The sequence below is a fragment of the Proteocatella sp. QWL-06 genome, from assembly GCF_058684135.1.
Map to the genome: position 1 here is coordinate 1,146,221 of NZ_CM178755.1, position 19,011 is coordinate 1,165,231.

14 protein-coding genes and 1 riboswitch are annotated in these 19,011 nt (G+C 36.3%); of the genes, 3 read left to right on the forward strand and 11 right to left on the reverse strand.

Annotated elements, in window-relative coordinates:
- Positions 1–134: 134 nt before the first annotated feature.
- The 3 genes from AC4PGZ_RS05470 to metG all read right to left on the reverse strand — a co-directional run bounded on the left by AC4PGZ_RS05470 (position 135) and on the right by metG (position 4,246).
- On the reverse strand, positions 135–1,403 hold the full coding sequence (locus AC4PGZ_RS05470; protein WP_492160047.1) for a GAF domain-containing SpoIIE family protein phosphatase: 1,269 nt from the start codon (positions 1,401–1,403) through the stop codon (positions 135–137).
- Between the two features lie 132 nt (positions 1,404–1,535).
- A complete protein-coding gene (locus tag AC4PGZ_RS05475) occupies positions 1,536–2,300 on the reverse strand; it encodes a TatD family hydrolase (RefSeq protein ID WP_492160048.1) in 765 nt (254 codons plus the stop codon).
- Entirely contained in the window at positions 2,300–4,246 is a 1,947-nt protein-coding gene (gene metG, locus AC4PGZ_RS05480) for a methionine--tRNA ligase (protein ID WP_492160049.1), read from the reverse strand. Before metG ends, AC4PGZ_RS05475 begins: the two co-directional genes overlap by 1 nt.
- A 250-nt stretch (positions 4,247–4,496) precedes the next feature.
- Here metG and AC4PGZ_RS05485 point away from each other — a divergent pair, with 250 nt between their 5' ends.
- Entirely contained in the window at positions 4,497–6,209 is a 1,713-nt protein-coding gene (locus AC4PGZ_RS05485; RefSeq protein ID WP_492160050.1) for an IS1634 family transposase, read from the forward strand.
- A gap of 170 nt (positions 6,210–6,379) precedes the next feature.
- Here AC4PGZ_RS05485 and AC4PGZ_RS05490 read toward each other — a convergent pair whose 3' ends face one another.
- Positions 6,380–7,744 (reverse strand): MATE family efflux transporter, encoded by a 1,365-nt coding sequence (locus AC4PGZ_RS05490; RefSeq protein ID WP_492160051.1) that lies wholly within the window; start codon positions 7,742–7,744, stop codon positions 6,380–6,382.
- A gap of 102 nt (positions 7,745–7,846) precedes the next feature.
- Between AC4PGZ_RS05490 and AC4PGZ_RS05495 the strand changes: the two genes are divergently transcribed.
- Positions 7,847–8,683, forward strand: coding sequence for a MerR family transcriptional regulator (locus AC4PGZ_RS05495; protein ID WP_492160052.1), 837 nt, complete (start codon positions 7,847–7,849; stop codon positions 8,681–8,683).
- 62 nt (positions 8,684–8,745) lie between these two features.
- Here the strand turns inward: AC4PGZ_RS05495 and kamE are convergent, their stop codons facing one another.
- The 7 genes from kamE to kal form a co-directional block, all read right to left on the reverse strand.
- Complete coding sequence (gene kamE, locus AC4PGZ_RS05500; RefSeq protein ID WP_492160053.1) at positions 8,746–9,531, reverse strand: lysine 5,6-aminomutase subunit beta; 786 nt, start codon at positions 9,529–9,531, stop codon at positions 8,746–8,748.
- A gap of 11 nt (positions 9,532–9,542) precedes the next feature.
- Positions 9,543–11,093: a lysine 5,6-aminomutase subunit alpha gene (gene kamD / locus AC4PGZ_RS05505; RefSeq protein ID WP_492160054.1), complete on the reverse strand. Its 1,551-nt coding sequence runs from the start codon at positions 11,091–11,093 to the stop codon at positions 9,543–9,545.
- Positions 11,094–11,143: 50 nt separating this feature from the next.
- A complete protein-coding gene (gene kamC / locus AC4PGZ_RS05510) occupies positions 11,144–12,592 on the reverse strand; it encodes a lysine 5,6-aminomutase reactivase ATPase KamC (RefSeq protein WP_492160055.1) in 1,449 nt (482 codons plus the stop codon).
- Positions 12,589–13,656, reverse strand: a complete 1,068-nt coding sequence (gene kamB / locus AC4PGZ_RS05515; protein ID WP_492160056.1) for a lysine 5,6-aminomutase reactivase subunit KamB — start codon at positions 13,654–13,656, stop codon at positions 12,589–12,591. Before kamB ends, kamC begins: the two co-directional genes overlap by 4 nt.
- A 3-nt stretch (positions 13,657–13,659) precedes the next feature.
- Positions 13,660–14,910 (reverse strand): lysine 2,3-aminomutase, encoded by a 1,251-nt coding sequence (gene kamA, locus AC4PGZ_RS05520; RefSeq protein WP_492160057.1) that lies wholly within the window; start codon positions 14,908–14,910, stop codon positions 13,660–13,662.
- Between the two features lie 125 nt (positions 14,911–15,035).
- On the reverse strand, positions 15,036–16,070 hold the full coding sequence (kdd, locus tag AC4PGZ_RS05525) for an L-erythro-3,5-diaminohexanoate dehydrogenase (RefSeq protein WP_492160058.1): 1,035 nt from the start codon (positions 16,068–16,070) through the stop codon (positions 15,036–15,038).
- Between the two features lie 61 nt (positions 16,071–16,131).
- Positions 16,132–16,512 (reverse strand): 3-aminobutyryl-CoA ammonia lyase, encoded by a 381-nt coding sequence (gene kal, locus AC4PGZ_RS05530; RefSeq protein ID WP_492160059.1) that lies wholly within the window; start codon positions 16,510–16,512, stop codon positions 16,132–16,134.
- A 68-nt stretch (positions 16,513–16,580) separates the two neighbouring features.
- Positions 16,581–16,767, reverse strand: a riboswitch (Lysine riboswitch).
- A 286-nt stretch (positions 16,768–17,053) separates the two neighbouring features.
- On the opposite strand from kal, the gene AC4PGZ_RS05535 reads away from it, so the two are divergent.
- Positions 17,054–18,766 (forward strand): IS1634 family transposase, encoded by a 1,713-nt coding sequence (locus AC4PGZ_RS05535; RefSeq protein ID WP_492160050.1) that lies wholly within the window; start codon positions 17,054–17,056, stop codon positions 18,764–18,766.
- Positions 18,767–19,011: the final 245 nt, after the last annotated feature.

The following is a 19,011-nucleotide window of genomic DNA, read 5'->3' on the forward strand; positions in this document are numbered from 1 at the left end:
TTTAAGAATATCAAATTTATTTTTACATATTCTTAAATTATCAAGTAAATATGGCTGTCAATTACTTTTATACCTGATTTTTTACAAATAATTCATGATAATTTTATAAATTCAGTTACAATGCATGATTGAGTTTAGAAATTCTTTATCAGCACAATCATCATATCATCAACTTCATCATCATCACGATTAATAATAAAAGTCTTTATTGCCTCAAGAATGTCGTTGCAAATCATTTCACTGTCACTGTATTTGTTGGCTTTCAGTATCTCTATAATATTGGATTCTTTGTAACTCTGCCCATTTATATTGGTATTCTCATAAATGCCATCTGTATACATGAAAAGTACTGCCTCTGAATCCATAATGTAAGTATGCTCTTCGTATTCGTATTCAGAGTCCACTCCCAGAGGTTTTCCCTTGTCTTTATCAAGATAGGCTATAAGATCTTTCTCATAGCTGTAAAGAAGTGGCACTGTATGACCTGCATTGGCAGAACATATAGTGTTCTTTTCAAAATCCACTAGCATAACCCTTCCCGTTATGAACATTCCTGCAGAATCAAGATCGGAATATATAAGTCGGCTGACATTTGTAAGTATCTTTGCCGGACTCACATCCGGTCCCTTTGCAATCATTTTGAACATTCCTTTAAGCAGTGGTACAAAATAATTGGACATAACGCCATGACCCATTACATCAGCAAAAAATAAAAGCGCTTTTGACTCATTTAGTTTTATGGCTTCATAATAATCTCCGCCAAGTCTGCTTTTTAGGCTGTCCATGTTGTTGTTTTCGCATCCAATCTGATAATTAAAACTGATTCTAGCCCCGCTGAAAAAAGAAATGTTGTTCAAACTCATTAGCTGTCTCTGAATTTTTAATGCTTCAGCAAACTCCTTGTTTTTTTTCTCTATGCTTGATATTATCTCGTTTTTACGATAAATTTCAATCATGAGCGCAAGAACTTTGCAAATCTGAAGGGTTAATTCAATATCTTCCTCCTTCAGAGATTCTCCATCGGAAAGATAGCATGAAATAATTCCAAGACACCTGTCGTCAGATACTATGGGAAATATAGCTATTCCGTTATATTTATCACCAATCATCTGTTGAAGTTCATCATAATCTCTGGTTTTCAGGTTATCTATATATAAATAGCCTCGATTCTCAAGAATATGAGCTTTTATAATATCGGGGTATACGTCTATAGGAATGTCAAATGAGTTTTTACTTTTCAGATAGTCAGTCTCTATCCCATATTTTTTGTGAAATTCAGTTTTAAAGTCAGTATAGATTATCCTCATCGTATCTATGCTTCCGGCATTCAATACGCCTATGGATATCCTCTTAAGCTTGAGGATATCTACAAGGGTGGGAAGTATACTGTCTTTTGCTTCCATAATACTGCTCCCCTGAGTAGTTATGTTAAGAATTTCAATTATGGAATTCAGGCGTTTATCATTTGTTTCTATTAACATAAAGCTACGTAATAGCTTAACTGGTGAAAGCTATTTGCCCCCTTAGTTTGGATTTTATATAGAAAATAATCTGGATGCATTTTCAAAGGTGATTTCTGCAAGCCTTTCTGAATCGATCCCAAGTTCATTGGCAATAGTCTCTGCTACAAACAGTACGTTGGTAGGATCATTTCTTTTGCCTCTTTTAGGTTCAGGAGAAAGATATGGGCAGTCTGTTTCAATTAAAAGTCTGTCCAGAGGGATGTTCTTTACAACTTCTCTAAGTTTTATCGATTTTTTGTAAGTTACAGGACCAGCAAATGATATATAACCTCCCAGATCAATATACTTTTTTGCCATTTCAAGACTCTGGCTGAAGCAGTGTAGTACAAATTCTGATTTATTTCTGTTTCTTTTTATTATATCATATGTGTCCTCGGATGCATCTCTTGAGTGAACTATAAATGGCAGATTCAGTTCTTCAGAAAGCTGAATCTGATTTTCAAACCATATCCGCTGTTCTTCTCTTGGCGAATTATCATAATAATAATCGAGACCTATTTCCCCTATTGCTACGACTTTTTCATGCACCGACAGCTTCTTCAGATATTCCATATCAGATTGGCTGCAATCTGATACATCATGTGGATGTATTCCGACTGCTGCATAGATAAAATCGTATTCTGAAGCAAGCTTTATAGAACTTTCTGATGTTTTTATGTCCGCTCCTACATTAATTATCCTCTTTACGTCACTTTTAATTATTCTGCCTATTATTTCTTCGCGGTCTGAATCAAACTGCTCATCATCAAGATGCGCATGGGAATCAAATAATTTCATTATCTTACCTCTGAACCACTTTCAATTTTACTCACTTCGACTACCTCAAGCATAGAGTCATCATCTGTGGCTGCAGAAAGAATCATTCCCTCTGATATTTCTCCGCGAAGCTTAACTGGTTTTAGATTTGCAACTATTACCACTTTCTTTCCAATAAGAGTTTGCGGATCATAGAAGTTTGCAATTCCTGAAACAATCTGTCTATCTTCATTTCCAAGCTTGAGACTGAATATGAGAAGTTTGTCGGCTTTGGGATGTTTCTTGCAGTCCAGTACTTCGGCTACCCTCAATTCAATCTTATCGAAATCATCATAAGTTATTTCATCTTTATGTTCAATATTCTTTTCAATCACAGATTTTTTTTCTCCGGAATTCCCAGGAGTAAAAAGCTCCTCAAGGAACTGAGTCTCTACTTCTACATCCAGTCTTGGGAAAAGTATTTCTCCTTTTACAATCTCTGTTTCAGGAACTGTTCTTCCAAATTCAAAAACAGATTCATAAGTTTTTAGCTCTGGCGATGTATTAAGCTGAGTAAAAATCCTGTCTGCGGTAACATGAAGCATAGGACTGATCATAACAGAGATTATTCTAAGAGACTCTGCAAGATTATATAATACGGTATTAAGTTCATCTTTTTTTGACTCATCTTTTGCTAAAATCCACGGAGCGGTTTCATCAATGTATTTATTACATCTTCTTATGAGCTTCCATATTTCTTCAAAGGCCTCACTGAATTGAAGTTCATTCATAGATCGGTCAACTGCTACATGCAGTTGTGAGGCTATTTCAATAAGAGATTTGTCATATGGAGTTTCAGTTTTGCTTTCAGGTATTTTTGAGTTATTATACTTTTCGATCATTGATATTGTTCTTGAGAGAAGGTTCCCCAGATCATTGACAAGATCGGAATTGATTCTTGTTATAAAGTTTCTGTTTGTATAGTTGCCATCCTGACCAAAAACGAATTCTCTTAAAAGGAAATACTTAAGTGCATCCGTTCCATATCTTTCTATAAGTGGTTCCGGATAAACTATATTACCCTTGGATTTGCTCATTTTATCTTCGGAAAACATTATCCATCCATGTCCGAAGATTTTTTTAGGTAAAGGAAGATCAAGAGCCATAAGCAGTGCAGGCCATATTATAGCGTGGAATCTTACTATTTCTTTACCAACAAGATGAACGTCTGCAGGCCAGAATTCTCTGAATTTTTCGGAATTCTGAGTATAGCCTAGAGCTGTAATATAGTTACATAAAGCGTCTATCCATACATACACAACATGTTTGTCGTTGAATGGAACCTTTACGCCCCAGTCAAAAGTAGTTCTTGATACAGAAAGATCTTCAAGTCCTTTCAGTATAAAATTATTCATCATCTCGTTTTTTCTGCTTTCAGGAAAGCAGAAATCCGGATTTTCACTGTAATATTGAATCAGTTTATCCTGATATTTTGAAAGCCTGAAAAAATAAGATTCTTCACTTCTTTTCTCAACACCTCTGCCGCAATCGGGACATTTATTGTCTATAAGCTGTGCGTCAGTCCAAAAAGACTCACATGGAATACAGTAGTTACCCTCATAAGATCCAAGGTAAATATCGCCCTTTTCATATAGCTTAACGAAAATCTCCTCAATCTGCTTTTCGTGGTCTTCGTCCGTAGTACGTATGAACTGGTCATATGATATTTCCATGGTTTCCCAAAGTTTTTTAATATCTTTGATCATGCCATCAAGATATTCCTTTGGCTCCATTCCGAGACCTTGAGCAGTTTTCTGGATTTTTTCACCATGCTCGTCAGTTCCTGTCAAAAACATTACATCATAACCTGTAAATCTTTTATATCTTGCTATTGCATCAGCAGCAACAGTGCAGTATGTGTGGCCAATGTGCAGTTTACCGCTGGGATAGTAAATCGGGGTAGTTACATAAAATTTCTTTTTTTCCATATGTTTCCTCCTGTTCTTCTATCATTTAATAATACAATAGCTTTTGATATAAATCAATATCTTGTAAGAACTAATTTTTGTGCGATTGAGCCTTTTAGTCTCAATTCATAATCCGGATCTTTGACACTTTATCCCATTAGAATATGCTCCAAAGCCTTGCAACAGGCTTATTTTTTTGTCAAATTATAAAAATAATTATTGCACAATGTCTAGTAATGTGATATAATATAAAGGATAGGAGGTATTTCATATGAGACTTCAAATTTCTAAATCTAAAAACGCTTCGTCATTATACGTCACAAAATCTATTTATGTTAACGGGGTTCATACCTCCAAGATTGTTGAAAAACTTGGTACTTATGCAGACCTTGAGAAGAAACTCAACGGTGAGGACCCTATCGAATGGGCTAAGGCTTATGTTGCTGAGCTTACAAGAAAAGAAAAAGAAGAAAAAAGAGAAGTTATGGTCAGGTATTCTCCTGCGAAGCAGATTGCCAAGGATGAACAAAAAACATTCAATGGCGGATATCTGTTCCTGCAGCAGATATACCACCAGTTGGGTCTTTCAAAGATATCAAAGGTAATCTCAGAAAAATACAAATTTACATACAACCTGGATTCGGTTCTTTCAAGACTTGTTTACAGCAGGATTATCTTTCCTGCTTCTAAACTCGCTACATGCGAGCAATCGAAGTTATTCATGGAACAGCCTGAATTTGAGCTTCAGCATCTCTACAGGTCTCTGGAAGTACTCGCCAAAGAGTCAGATTACATACAGTCTGAGCTTTACAAGAACAGCCTCAAAATCTGCGACAGAAACAATGGGATCCTTTACTATGACTGCACCAACTATTTCTTCGAAACAGAGCAGGAAGATGGCTTAAGGCAATATGGCGTTTCGAAGGAGCACAGGCCTAATCCGATTGTCCAGATGGGACTGTTTATGGATGGGGATGGTTTCCCGCTTGCATTTTGCATAAACAAAGGTAACACTAATGAACAGGTTACGTTGAAACCACTGGAGAAAAAGATAATATCTGACTTTGGTCTTTCAAGATTTGTAGTATGTACTGATGCCGGGCTGGCTTCTGTTGCTAATCGCAAGTTCAACGACATACAGGACCGGGCATTCATAACTACTCAGTCTATCAAGAAACTGAAGGCATCTCTCAGGGAATGGGCTCTGGATCCTACGGGATGGAAAATGAGTGGTTCAGATGTTCTTTATGATTTAACGGAGTTAAATGAGGACAGTAACTTGGACCTCACATTCTACAAAGAAAGATGGATCAAGGAGAAAGACCTGGAACAAAAACTGATTGTGACATTCTCTACCAAATATCAGAAGTATCAGCAGAGCATCAGGAATCGTCAGATAGAACGCGCACAGAAAGTAATTGATACAAACTCTGGAAAACTGAAGAAGTGTAATTCAAATGATTACAAGAGATTCATATCCAAGTCTCATTGCACCGAAAATGGTGAGGTAGCCGAAAATGAAAGCTACTCCATTGATACTGATTTGATTGCCGGCGAAGCCGCTTACGATGGATTCTATGCGGTTTGCACAAACCTCGATGACGATGCTTCCGCAATCATCAAGGTAAATCAGAGAAGATGGGAGATTGAAGAATCCTTCCGGATCATGAAGTCTGAGTTCAAGGCTAGACCGGTATATCTGCAGCGTGATGACAGAATAGAGGCACACTTCACTACCTGCTTCATTTCACTCATGATATACAGAATTCTTGAAAAGAAGTTGGGCGAAAAATATACATGTCACGACATAGTGACAGGACTGAGAGACATGAATTTCTTTGAAATCACTGGTGAAGGCTACCTTCCAACATATACAAGAACAGATTTAACTGATGATCTTCACGATGCATTTGGATTCAGAACAGATTATCAGATAGTAAATACAAAACAAATGAAAAAAATTTTCAAAGATACAAAAAAATAAAAAACATTACTCACTTTTCAAAAAACAAGAAAACCTGTAAATCGTTGATATTGCTTCGATTCACAGGTTTTTATTCCATTAAAGTGTCAAAGATGAGAATAATACAATAGCTTTTGATATAAATCAATATCTTGTAAGAACTAATTTTTGTGCGATTGAGCCTTTTAGTCTCAATTCATAATCGAATTTTTTCTCCTGTAGTTGAGTATGAAAATTACTGATATCACGAAAACTACAGATTCAGAAACTAAAGGTGAAATCCAGATTCCGAAATCTCCAAACAGATAAACCATGATCTTTAGAACGATTATCAATGCAAAAAGTCCTCTGGAGAGAGATATTATAATTGCTTCAAACGGTTTTTCAACTGCGACGAAGTAACCGGAAATTAGTATATTAAATCCAACAATCAGAAATGAGAGAGAAAAAATCCTGAAAGATTTTGTTGAATAGCTGAAAAGAGACGAATCTTCAATTCCTATAAATGCTGAAACAATTGCATCTGTCTTGAAGAAGCTTACGTAGCATACAAAAATAAGTACAAAGGATACCATCATGAGTGCAAGCTTAAAGAATTTTCTGCAGCTGATTAAATCAGCTTTTCCCAGATAATAGCTTACAAGCGGCTGCATTCCCTGAGTTATTCCAATCATAGTCATTATTACAAGAAGATTTACATAGGATATTATTGTATATGTTACTATTCCATTTTCCCCAATTACAGAAAGTATAGTCTGATTAAAAACAAATACAATTATACCAGCAGAAAGCTCAGTAAGGCTGTCGGATATGCCCAGAGACACGATTCTTTTGTACATCTTTGCTCTAATTTCATCAAATCTGAATTTTACAAATGAGAGCTTTGACTTCGAACCCATGAAATATGAAAGAAAGAATACAGTTGAAACAATCTGGGAGATTCCGGTTGCATAAGCAGCCCCTTTCACTCCAAAATCGAATATAGCTATGAATACATAGTCTAGCACGACATTTGTAAGCGCACTGGTGATCACTCCAATAGTAGCAAGCTTTGGAGATCCATCAGTTTTAACCAAAACTTCAAACTGATATGATATTATGAAAAATACAGAAAAACATATTATTATACTAAGGTAATCAGTTATCATATCTTTTGTTCCGGGAGTAGCACCTAAAAAATCCACAAGCACATTCAGATTAAGAAGTGCAAGCGTAGTTATTGCAAATGAAATTAGAATCAAAATGAATGTATTGATAGTAAATGTCTTGTTAGCTTCTTCTGATTTTCCTTTTCCAAGACTGATTGCTATTACAGTTGATGCACCCGTTGAAAACAGGAGCGAAAGAGCAAAAATGAGATTTATAGTCGGCATTGCAATATTTACTGCGGCAAGTGCTTCATGTCCTACATAGTTTGCAACAAACAAGCCATCTACCATAGTGTATATTGAAAATACCCACATTGCTGTTATGGATGGGATCACATAGTTAAGGAACGTCCTTAAACTCGAAGTTTCTTTTTTTGTTTTGGCAGTAATTAAATTGATATCGTTCATAACGCACCTTCTTCTTTCTTTATTAAGATTAATCATAATTTATGCTATAATAAAATTATAAACTATAGTATAATGCTAATGTCAACACGAAGGAGTTCAATTATGAAGAATTATTATAAAATCAATGAAATCTCAAAGCTGTATGGAATTGGTAAAGATTCTCTGAGATATTATGAACGGATAGGAATACTGAATCCTAAGAGAGATATCAATGGGTATAGAATGTATGGATTTTCTGACATTTCTAGATTGAACGTTATAAATGAGCTTAAGAATCTTGGATTTGAAATTAGGAGAATAAAAGAACTACTTTCTGAAAGATCAGTAAAATCTACTATGAATATGCTTGATATGGAAATTACGGAAATCGATAGAAAAATACTTGAGCTTGAAGTTCTCAAGGAAAAGCTCAGGCTTAGAAGAATCAATATTGAAAAGGAGCACTCTGAATCATCATTTGGGGAAATACATGAAGTGTATTTTCCAGAAAGACGATGCATACAGCTCAGTGACAGGATTATGAGAGATGAAGAAGTTGATTTCATGATAAAAAGGCTTCAGGAAAAGCATAACAAGAATCTGTACATATTGGGAAACAGCATGATTGGAGCTACAGTTGATTTTGAATTTATTCCAGGAAAACAATATCTCGATGAGGATTTTAGAAATTCGATTGAATTCAGCATGTACGACTCTGTTTTCTGCATAGTTGATGATGAAAATTATGATTTTATTATTCCTGAAGGAAAATACATCTCAATTAAATACAAAGGCAATTATAATCAGACTAATTACTATATAATGAAATCTGTTAATCATGCATTGGAAAGAAAGCTGAAAATCACTTCAAAACCGCTCGAAATTTATCATATTGACATCCACGAGACAGAAATAATAGATGAATTCATTACTGAAATACAGATTCAGATATGTGATTAGAGAAAAAAACAACAGAAATCAGATAATATCTTTTTTCTGTTGTTTTTTAAATTATACATACTTTATTTAATTTTTTCTGCGATTTCAGTTACTGCAAATGATGCTACATCGTCTGCGTATTTTCCTGGTCCAAATCCAGCATCATATCCGAGTTCTTTTGCAAGCTCATGATTGATTCTTGGTCCGCCGCAGAGAAGTATTACTTTTTCTCTGATACCTTCTGCCTCAAGAAGCTCTACAAGCTCTGTAAGGTTCTGTATATGAACATTTTTCTGAGTAACTGTCTGTGAAACCAGCAATACATCTGCATTTAGTTCTTTTGCTTTTTGGATGAATTCTTCATTTGTTACCTGGCTTCCCAGATTGTAAGCCTCAATCATCTCATATCTCTCAAGACCATAATGTCCGGCATAACCTTTCATATTCATTATAGCATCTATACCTACAGTATGAGCGTCGGTTCCAGTGCTTGCTCCGATAACTACAATTTTTCTCTTTATGTTCTCTTTGATAAATTCGTCAACTTCATGCATATCCATTGTGTCTACTTCTATGCTCTGAACAACTATATCATCATAATTCACTGTATGTGTAAGACTTCCATATACAACATAGAATGTAAAGTTCTTGTCTAGGGACTGACGATGAACAACTGAAGGCTCATCTATTCCCATTTTTTTTGCAAGTTCTTTGGCAGCTTCAACTGATTTTTCAGTATTTTCTACTGGCAAAGTAAAGCTCATCTGAATTTTTCCATCATTCATTGTATCGCCATAAGGCTTTAGTTTTGTTAGATCTAAATTTGTATCAAAATCTTTTTCCTGCATTGAATATAGTCCTGAACTCATTGATGCCCCTCCTATCTATTTAACATTAGCTCTATAAATGGATTATAATACTTATCATCCTTAACAACAACACCGTTTAAGCCTTTTCCGCCATCGACAGGTCTCTTCACACCGCCGAATATACCTTTTTCAAGAGTCAGGAACAGACCGTTTTTCTCTATTTCTTTAAGAAGTGCATTGGCATCCTTCAGTACATCGTTAGCTCTGTTCTGCATTAACCCATCTTTTTTGAATTCGATTTCTGAGCTTATGTCTTCCATGTTATTGAATATATAACTTGCGTTATCTATTGACAGAGCTCTGTCTGACATAAATGGTGTATGGATAGCCTCAGTCATCATGCCAAGAAGGTGTAGTTTCTGGTTTGTCATGATAGTTATCATGTTGAATAGAGTATCCTGAATATGTCCTTTGAATATGTCTCCGGTCATATATTTTGTAGGAGGCATGTATTTAAGTGGAGCTTTAGGGAAAATCTCTCTTGCCATCTGTGCCTGTGCAAGTTCATAAAGGAATCCATTTTTCATGTCAGGATGCATCTCGAATGCATGACCAAGACCCATCTGCTCCTCTGGCAGTCCGGCTATTAGGGCGAACTGCTCATTTATGAACTGTGAAGCCAGTACGGTATGAGCTTCTTCGAAAGCATCTGCTGTAGTAAGATAGTTGTCCTCACCAGTATTTATTATTACTCCGGCAAAACCATTTATTATTCTTGAGAAGTACTGGTCAACCATAGTTCTCTTCATATTTATATCTCTGAAGAGAATTCCGTAAAGCGCATCGTTAAGCATTACATCAAGTCTCTCTATGGCACCCATTGCTGCAATTTCAGGCATACATAATCCTGAACAGTAGTTGCAAAGTCTGATGTATCTTCCTAGTTCTTCGCCTATTTCATCCAGCGCAGTTCTCATGAGCTTGAAGTTTTCCTGAGTTGCGTATGTTCCGCCAAATCCTTCAGTCGTAGCACCGTATGGAACATAGTCAAGAAGAGACTGTCCAGTTGTTCTTATTACAGCTATTATGTCTGCGCCTTGCTTTGCCGCTGCAACAGCCTGAGTGATATCTTCAAAAATATTACCGGTTGCAACTATAACATATAGATATGGTCCGGATTTATCGCCAAATCTGCTCAGGTACTGCTCTCTTGCGTTTCTGTTATCAGCAATTTTAGCAACTGTGTCCTTTGCAATTTCATCAATCTTCATCTTTATTTCGAAAAGATCTCCCATTGGAATTTTAGGCAGATCAAGTTCCTCTGATGAAACTTTTTCCGCTATTTCCTGAGGCGTAAGATTGTATTTAAGTACTGCATTTCCTATGTACATTGCTGCACCGAGGCCAAGAGCATTAGACGCCTGAATATTCTCAACAACAATATTTGGAAGCGGAACCCCCATGTCGTTTACTCCGTCTATTCCCAACAATCTGCATATTGTTCTTTCAACTGTAACCGTTGAATGCTTCTCTATAAATTTCTGTGTATCTTCTGCTATTCTTTTTGAAATTTCTCTTGACTCATTTACTAAATCAAAATTAAGATTCAATTTACTGTTCATCCAGATACCTTCCTTCCTTGTATTTATCTCGTAATTTATACTATATCTTTTTAAAGACTTCTGCTGTCAAGCCCTAATAGCTTTGCAATCTGCAGAGCATTTTGCGGGACTTCATTTGCTTCAGTTTCTTCTATCGAGTAATCCATGTATTCCTGAATTATGTCAAGTGCCTTACCCTTATTTAAATCTATCAGCTGCGATAGTTTTTCAAAATTGATTTTGCTAATGCCTACAACCTGGAGATGTCTTATATCATCGCATGGTATTCCATCAAAATGAGTGGATATGAAAGTGTATGATTTCTGTTTTTTAAAAAATTCAATTACAGCCTGAAGCAATATCTTTCCTTCATGGGGGTTTGTTCCTCGAGCAAGTTCATCAAGAATTATAAGGCCATTCTTATGTTTACTTGCAGCTATTATTTTTTTAAGGTACATTATTTCCGCACCAAAAGTGCTGAGGCCGCTTTCTACGTTCTGTAGATCGTCTGATATCATATACAGAAAGTCAACCATTGGAATCCGTGCACTGTCAGCATAGACATACATACCTGAATTTGCAAGCAGAACATTGAGTGCTACCGTTTTCATGCATATGCTTTTGCCGCCCATATTGGCTCCGGTAAGAAGCGTCACACCTCTCTGTATAGTTATATCCAGTGCCGTCATAGTCTTATGCTTTCTGGCCATTATGTCGCTGTAATATGGATTATAGGTCTTATATAACTCCAGGGCATCACCGATATCATTGGAATCTTCTACGATTTCCGGCTTAACCGCATTGGAAGCCTTGAAATATCTGGCTTTTGCAAGGAGAAAATCCATATACCCGATTACATCGGTGTTTTGCACAAGTGCATCAATATAAGTCTTGATTTTTGCAGTTAATTCTTTTTTTATTTCGAACTCTAATTCATGTTCTTTACTTACGATTTCCATTCTCTCGCTTAGCAGGGATGATCTTGTATCAGGGTCATTTGTCTGAGAGATTCTTAATTCAAGCTGCGTTCTTTTAAAGCGGGTTTCCTTAAGATCCGGAGAATATGAGTCATAAATAAAAAAAGTATCAATGTTTAAATTGTCAGGGTCAAGAATCCTAAATACAGGTTTCACATCTCTGAAACAAATTGCATCAACATCTATACCGGTTTTTGAATATTCGATGGATATGTCATTGCAGAGTTTCGAAAAAGACTTTATTTCAAAAAGCTCGATTTCATCAAGAATGCTACCCTTCTTAACTTTACTGAATGTAGCTCTGAGATCCTTGAATTTACATAGAAAAAAGCCCAACTCACTTTCCATTTCTTTGTTTTTTGTGATACAGTCAATGAATTTTTCTGTATTCTCAAGTTCCTTTGCAAGAGCAGATTTATTCTCTATGGTAAAAGGTTTTGAGTTATATTTAAGTTCAGCGCCTACATTTGTAACAGTATTAATATTGTCAAGAATGTATTCATATCCTATTTTCTTCTTTTGCTCTTTGCTCAAAAATCTCACATTATTTCTCCTTTTACGTCAAAAACAGGAATATCGATATGTCTTTTCAAGGCAGCAATCATCAATCTGGAATCAACTGTATAATCCTGAGTAGAAAATGGGTTTACTGTAATTGCACAAATATTGATTTTCTCTATGGCGCAAAGCCTTATTTTTCTGTGAGTTAATTTGATAAGATTCTCGTTGCTGATAAATAACTTTGTTCCATCATCTACGATTATGCTGACACTGCAGCTTTTGCCGGTATTCTTTATAAGTGAATCTACAAAGGTATCTGTAAGAGCCCCTGAGGTATAGATAAATTTTGTTTCTGAACTGATCTTATCAACAATATAGCTTTCTTTACCTACTATTGTATTGCACTCTGAATAGACTAAATCACAATTTCTGTCAAATATTGCAAGGCAGCTTTCACTCATATTTGTGACTTCACCTGACTCTGGGTTTGAAAAACCTGTTACTCCAGATTTTAAAGCTTCTATCTGATTTCTGACTTTCACATTTTCAAGCTTCTCAATATTCAGGAGCTTATAAGTCAGCACAGTTTCATTTATAAGTTTGTTGATATCATTTGAAAATGAGGCACCTACAGATAAAACCGCTGCTTCTGCAACAGCTGGGGAAGCCAGACTTTTTCTGGACAATGCGCCATCTATGAATACTCTGTCTGCACCGACCTCATACATAATAGAAATAACCTTTTTCATGTCATAGGTAGTTGATGGTCCTGCAATTTCTACGTAACCATCAGTTACAGCACGGGCTATAATTATTCTCCCAAGAGGAGTATTGATGTTTGTAACATGAATGATTTCAAGAGTAGCATCTGAGAGCTTATAACAGTTGGCGCTTGTAGCTACAATTGTGCCTGCATATATATACACTCTGGGCTTTTCAGTCTGAGTTACACGATCAACAGTTTCTCCATCTCTTCCAATAGATGACAGACCAAGGGTGTATTTTCCCCTGGTCTTGTCAATGAAATAATTAAGTGTTGTGGTTTTACCAGCATTTTTTGACATCCCAATAAATGAAATTGAGTTGTATTTTTCAAGAATCATCATTTCTTAATGATGTCCTCTCTCATTTCTTTCTAGTCCGACTGGCTCTAGAGTTGCAGCCTCTCCATTAAGAAGTCCGGCAACGCCAACCTTATGAACAGTTTTCTTTCCTGTACATACATCACATGTACATCCTGGAGTATAGTTTGAAGGCTCATCATAAGTCGTTATTACGCCTTCGAAGTTTCTAAGAATTACTTTATTGTGACTCTGAGAAATTACGTAATTTGGCATAACAGGAGTTTTTCCTCCACCACCAGGAGCATCAACAACAAATGTTGGTACACAGTATCCTGAAGTATGTCCTCTTAGGCCTTCTATTATTTCGATACCTTTTGCAACTGGAGTTCTGAAGTGTGATAGTCCAAGTGAAAGGTCACACTGATAAATATAGTAAGGTCTTACTCTTATCTTTACAAGATCGTTAACAAGCTTAAGCATTACATGTGTACAGTCATTTATTCCTCTTAACAGCACTGACTGGTTTCCAAGCGGAATACCAGCATCAGCCATAAGCTCACAAGCTCTCTTTGATTCTGGAGTAATCTCGTTAGAATGGTTGAAGTGAGTGTTAAGCCAGATTGGATGGTATTTCTTAAGCATATTTACGAAATCTTCTGTTATTCTCTGTGGAAGAACTACCGGTGTTCTTGATCCAATTCTAATTATTTCAACGTGAGGAATCTCTCTAAGCTGCTTAATGATCTGCTCAAGTCTGTCATCTGACATAAGAAGCGCATCTCCGCCTGAAAGTAGTACGTCTCTTACCTGTGGAGTGTTTCTGATATACTCAATTGATTTTTGGATTTGATCCATTGGAACTGCCGAGTCGTTCTGTCCTGCGAATCTTCTTCTTGTACAGTGTCTGCAGTACATTGAACATTGATCTGTAACTAGTATAAGCGCTCTGTCTGGATATCTGTGAGTAAGTCCAGGTGTTGGAGAGTCAACATCTTCATGAAGCGGATCTTCCTGGTCTTCAGTAGATCTGAATAATTCATCAGCTGTAGGTATTGCCTGCTTTCTTACTGGATCATTAGCATCATTAGGATCAATAAGAGAGAGATAGTATGGAGTTATTGCCATTCTAAGTGCTTTCAGACACTCTTCAGCTCCCTTTTCTTCTTCTGGAGTAAGCGGAATATATTTTTTTAGTTGCTCTACAGTCTCAATTCTGTTTCTTACCTGCCATTGCCAGTCATTCCATTCCTGATCAGACACGTTTGGAAATAGTTCTTTTCTTCTATCTACAGTCATTTCTTTTTCTCCTTATCTAAGTAAACTTTATTGGCTTAAAATATTCATGCTGATACAAATCCTTAGATAAAGGATTTGTATCAGATAATTTAATAATCACAACTCTGGGGATTTTGTTGTTTTAATTACATGTACTGCTTTTCGAATATTTCTCTAAGCTCTTTTGATTCTCTTAATTCTTCAAGAGTTATTGCTGCGTGGTCTTTAGTATAGCCATTTCCTATTATCATATTTACGTCTTTACCAACACCTTCTGCTCCAAGCGCAGCTTTTGTGAATGAAGTTGCCATTGAGAAGAAGTATACTGTTCCGCCATCTCTTACAGGAAGGATTGATGACATCTCTGTATTTTCTATATTTACACAGTTGATAGTTATATCAACTTCTTTACCATCATTAGCTTCAAGTACAGCGTTAAGAACTTCAACTGGCATTTGTGCGCTTGCTACTATAGCCTTGTGTACAAATCCTGCATCCATAAGTTTCTTTATATCGCTTTCTTTTCTAACTATACCTATTACGTTTCCAGTTGGGCCTACTCTTTTCTTAGCCTCATAACAGCACATCATTCCTGATTTTCCAGCTGCTCCAAGGATTACAACGCTGTCTCCTGGTTTTACAAGCTTAGCAGCCTGAGCAGGTGCACCTGCAACATCAAGAGCTGCAAGAGCAAGAGTCTCGCTCATATCTTTTGGAAGTACTGCATAGATTCCGCTTTCGAAAAGTATAGCTTTTCCTTTGATTTCAACTCTGTCGATGTCAGGCTTAACATCAAGGATTTCTTCGATTTTAAGCGGAGTAAGAGAAAGAGAAACAAGCGTTGCTATTCTATCGCCAACCTTTAAGTCAATTTTTCCTTCAAGATCAGATCCTATTTTCTCGATTGTTCCGATAAGCATTCCACCTGAACCGGTAACAGGATTTTGCATTTTTCCTCTTTCTGCTACAATAGAAAGAATCATTTCTTTTATTTTTTCGATATCATGTCCCGCAGCTTCTTCTATTTGAGTAAAGCTTGCTGAGTCTATGTTTAGAGCTGATACATCTATAAGTATTTCATTGTCAAAAATATTCATGTCATTGTTGATTTTTAGCGCTGGCTGAGGTAATACACCTGCTGGCTCGATTACTCTGTGTGTTCCGTATTTGCATCCCTTCATACTATCATTTCCTCCTGAATTCTAATTTTTGATTTCAAATTTTAATAAGTACTTTTATTTTTTATTTTCTTTTTTTATCTTTTGGAACTACGCATGTTCCTGTAGCTCTGCAAACTACGATTGGTTCTTCCAGAACGTCACATGCAGAATCATTGATATCCGGTCTAGGTACTATGACTTTTCTTGCTTCGAATTTCATTTTTCTTGAAGTGTTTCCAACTTCAACAATCTCTCCTACAGCTTCGATATAGTCACCTGCATAAACTGGAGCTAAAAACTCAACTTCCTGATAAGCCTTGAATAAGCCTTCATCACCATCATGCTGGATAAGCAGTTCTGTAGCAACATCTCCGAAAAGTCCAAGCATTCTGGCTCCATCAACCAGGTTTCCTCCGTAATGAGCATCATGAGAGCTCATTCTTAATCTGATTATTGATTTCAATTATCTTTCCTCCTTCTAAAAAACTTGGCATAAAATATAAAAAAGAGTGCTTTTTATGCCACATAAGTGACATAAACAGCGCTCCATAGAAATCAAAAATCCATGACAGTGTCGTAAATTGTAATTTACACACCAGACATTACACGTTGGGGGGATCTTGTAATATCTTCGGCAATTGACACCTTCAATCTGAGTATTGATGCCCCTATCTTTGCACCTCAGATTTACCTATTCAACTGCACCTCTATTTATGTATATTCAAATTATATCACTAATTATAAATTTGTCAATCGAAAAAAAACGTTTTTCCTGTACTATTTTTCTAATTTATTGTTATATATGTTATATTTACACCTGATGTAATCTGTGCTATCATATATTATAGTTTCGAAAACTACATAACACGGATCTTTGACACTTTATCCCATTAGAATATGCTCCAAAGCCTTGCAACAGGCTTATTTTTTTGTCAAATTATAAAAATAATTATTGCACAATGTCTAGTAATGTGATATAATATAAAGGATAGGAGGTATTTCATATGAGACTTCAAATTTCTAAATCTAAAAACGCTTCGTCATTATACGTCACAAAATCTATTTATGTTAACGGGGTTCATACCTCCAAGATTGTTGAAAAACTTGGTACTTATGCAGACCTTGAGAAGAAACTCAACGGTGAGGACCCTATCGAATGGGCTAAGGCTTATGTTGCTGAGCTTACAAGAAAAGAAAAAGAAGAAAAAAGAGAAGTTATGGTCAGGTATTCTCCTGCGAAGCAGATTGCCAAGGATGAACAAAAAACATTCAATGGCGGATATCTGTTCCTGCAGCAGATATACCACCAGTTGGGTCTTTCAAAGATATCAAAGGTAATCTCAGAAAAATACAAATTTACATACAACCTGGATTCGGTTCTTTCAAGACTTGTTTACAGCAGGATTATCTTTCCTGCTTCTAAACTCGCTACATGCGAGCAATCGAAGTTATTCATGGAACAGCCTGAATTTGAGCTTCAGCATCTCTACAGGTCTCTGGAAGTACTCGCCAAAGAGTCAGATTACATACAGTCTGAGCTTTACAAGAACAGCCTCAAAATCTGCGACAGAAACAATGGGATCCTTTACTATGACTGCACCAACTATTTCTTCGAAACAGAGCAGGAAGATGGCTTAAGGCAATATGGCGTTTCGAAGGAGCACAGGCCTAATCCGATTGTCCAGATGGGACTGTTTATGGATGGGGATGGTTTCCCGCTTGCATTTTGCATAAACAAAGGTAACACTAATGAACAGGTTACGTTGAAACCACTGGAGAAAAAGATAATATCTGACTTTGGTCTTTCAAGATTTGTAGTATGTACTGATGCCGGGCTGGCTTCTGTTGCTAATCGCAAGTTCAACGACATACAGGACCGGGCATTCATAACTACTCAGTCTATCAAGAAACTGAAGGCATCTCTCAGGGAATGGGCTCTGGATCCTACGGGATGGAAAATGAGTGGTTCAGATGTTCTTTATGATTTAACGGAGTTAAATGAGGACAGTAACTTGGACCTCACATTCTACAAAGAAAGATGGATCAAGGAGAAAGACCTGGAACAAAAACTGATTGTGACATTCTCTACCAAATATCAGAAGTATCAGCAGAGCATCAGGAATCGTCAGATAGAACGCGCACAGAAAGTAATTGATACAAACTCTGGAAAACTGAAGAAGTGTAATTCAAATGATTACAAGAGATTCATATCCAAGTCTCATTGCACCGAAAATGGTGAGGTAGCCGAAAATGAAAGCTACTCCATTGATACTGATTTGATTGCCGGCGAAGCCGCTTACGATGGATTCTATGCGGTTTGCACAAACCTCGATGACGATGCTTCCGCAATCATCAAGGTAAATCAGAGAAGATGGGAGATTGAAGAATCCTTCCGGATCATGAAGTCTGAGTTCAAGGCTAGACCGGTATATCTGCAGCGTGATGACAGAATAGAGGCACACTTCACTACCTGCTTCATTTCACTCATGATATACAGAATTCTTGAAAAGAAGTTGGGCGAAAAATATACATGTCACGACATAGTGACAGGACTGAGAGACATGAATTTCTTTGAAATCACTGGTGAAGGCTACCTTCCAACATATACAAGAACAGATTTAACTGATGATCTTCACGATGCATTTGGATTCAGAACAGATTATCAGATAGTAAATACAAAACAAATGAAAAAAATTTTCAAAGATACAAAAAAATAAAAAACATTACTCACTTTTCAAAAAACAAGAAAACCTGTAAATCGTTGATATTGCTTCGATTCACAGGTTTTTATTCCATTAAAGTGTCAAAGATGAGATTATAAATTTGTCAATCGAAAAAAAACGTTTTTCCTGTACTATTTTTCTAATTTATTGTTATATATGTTATATTTACACCTGATGTAATCTGTGCTATCATATATTATAGTTTCGAAAACTACATAACAGATTGTTTATTTAGGGAG

Excerpts from the sequence above, each read along its gene's own strand:
- AC4PGZ_RS05470 (WP_492160047.1), bottom strand. The coding sequence starts at position 1,403 with ATGGAAGCAAAAGACAGTATACTTCCCACCCTTGTAGATATCCTCAAG.
- AC4PGZ_RS05475 (WP_492160048.1), bottom strand. The coding sequence starts at position 2,300 with ATGAAATTATTTGATTCCCATGCGCATCTTGATGATGAGCAGTTTGAT.
- metG (WP_492160049.1), bottom strand. The coding sequence starts at position 4,246 with ATGGAAAAAAAGAAATTTTATGTAACTACCCCGATTTACTATCCCAGC.
- AC4PGZ_RS05485 (WP_492160050.1), top strand. The coding sequence starts at position 4,497 with ATGAGACTTCAAATTTCTAAATCTAAAAACGCTTCGTCATTATACGTC.
- AC4PGZ_RS05490 (WP_492160051.1), bottom strand. The coding sequence starts at position 7,744 with ATGAACGATATCAATTTAATTACTGCCAAAACAAAAAAAGAAACTTCG.
- AC4PGZ_RS05495 (WP_492160052.1), top strand. The coding sequence starts at position 7,847 with ATGAAGAATTATTATAAAATCAATGAAATCTCAAAGCTGTATGGAATT.
- kamE (WP_492160053.1), bottom strand. The coding sequence starts at position 9,531 with ATGAGTTCAGGACTATATTCAATGCAGGAAAAAGATTTTGATACAAAT.
- kamD (WP_492160054.1), bottom strand. The coding sequence starts at position 11,093 with ATGAACAGTAAATTGAATCTTAATTTTGATTTAGTAAATGAGTCAAGA.
- kamB (WP_492160056.1), bottom strand. The coding sequence starts at position 13,656 with ATGATGATTCTTGAAAAATACAACTCAATTTCATTTATTGGGATGTCA.
- kamA (WP_492160057.1), bottom strand. The coding sequence starts at position 14,910 with ATGACTGTAGATAGAAGAAAAGAACTATTTCCAAACGTGTCTGATCAG.
- kdd (WP_492160058.1), bottom strand. The coding sequence starts at position 16,070 with ATGAAGGGATGCAAATACGGAACACACAGAGTAATCGAGCCAGCAGGT.
- AC4PGZ_RS05535 (WP_492160050.1), top strand. The coding sequence starts at position 17,054 with ATGAGACTTCAAATTTCTAAATCTAAAAACGCTTCGTCATTATACGTC.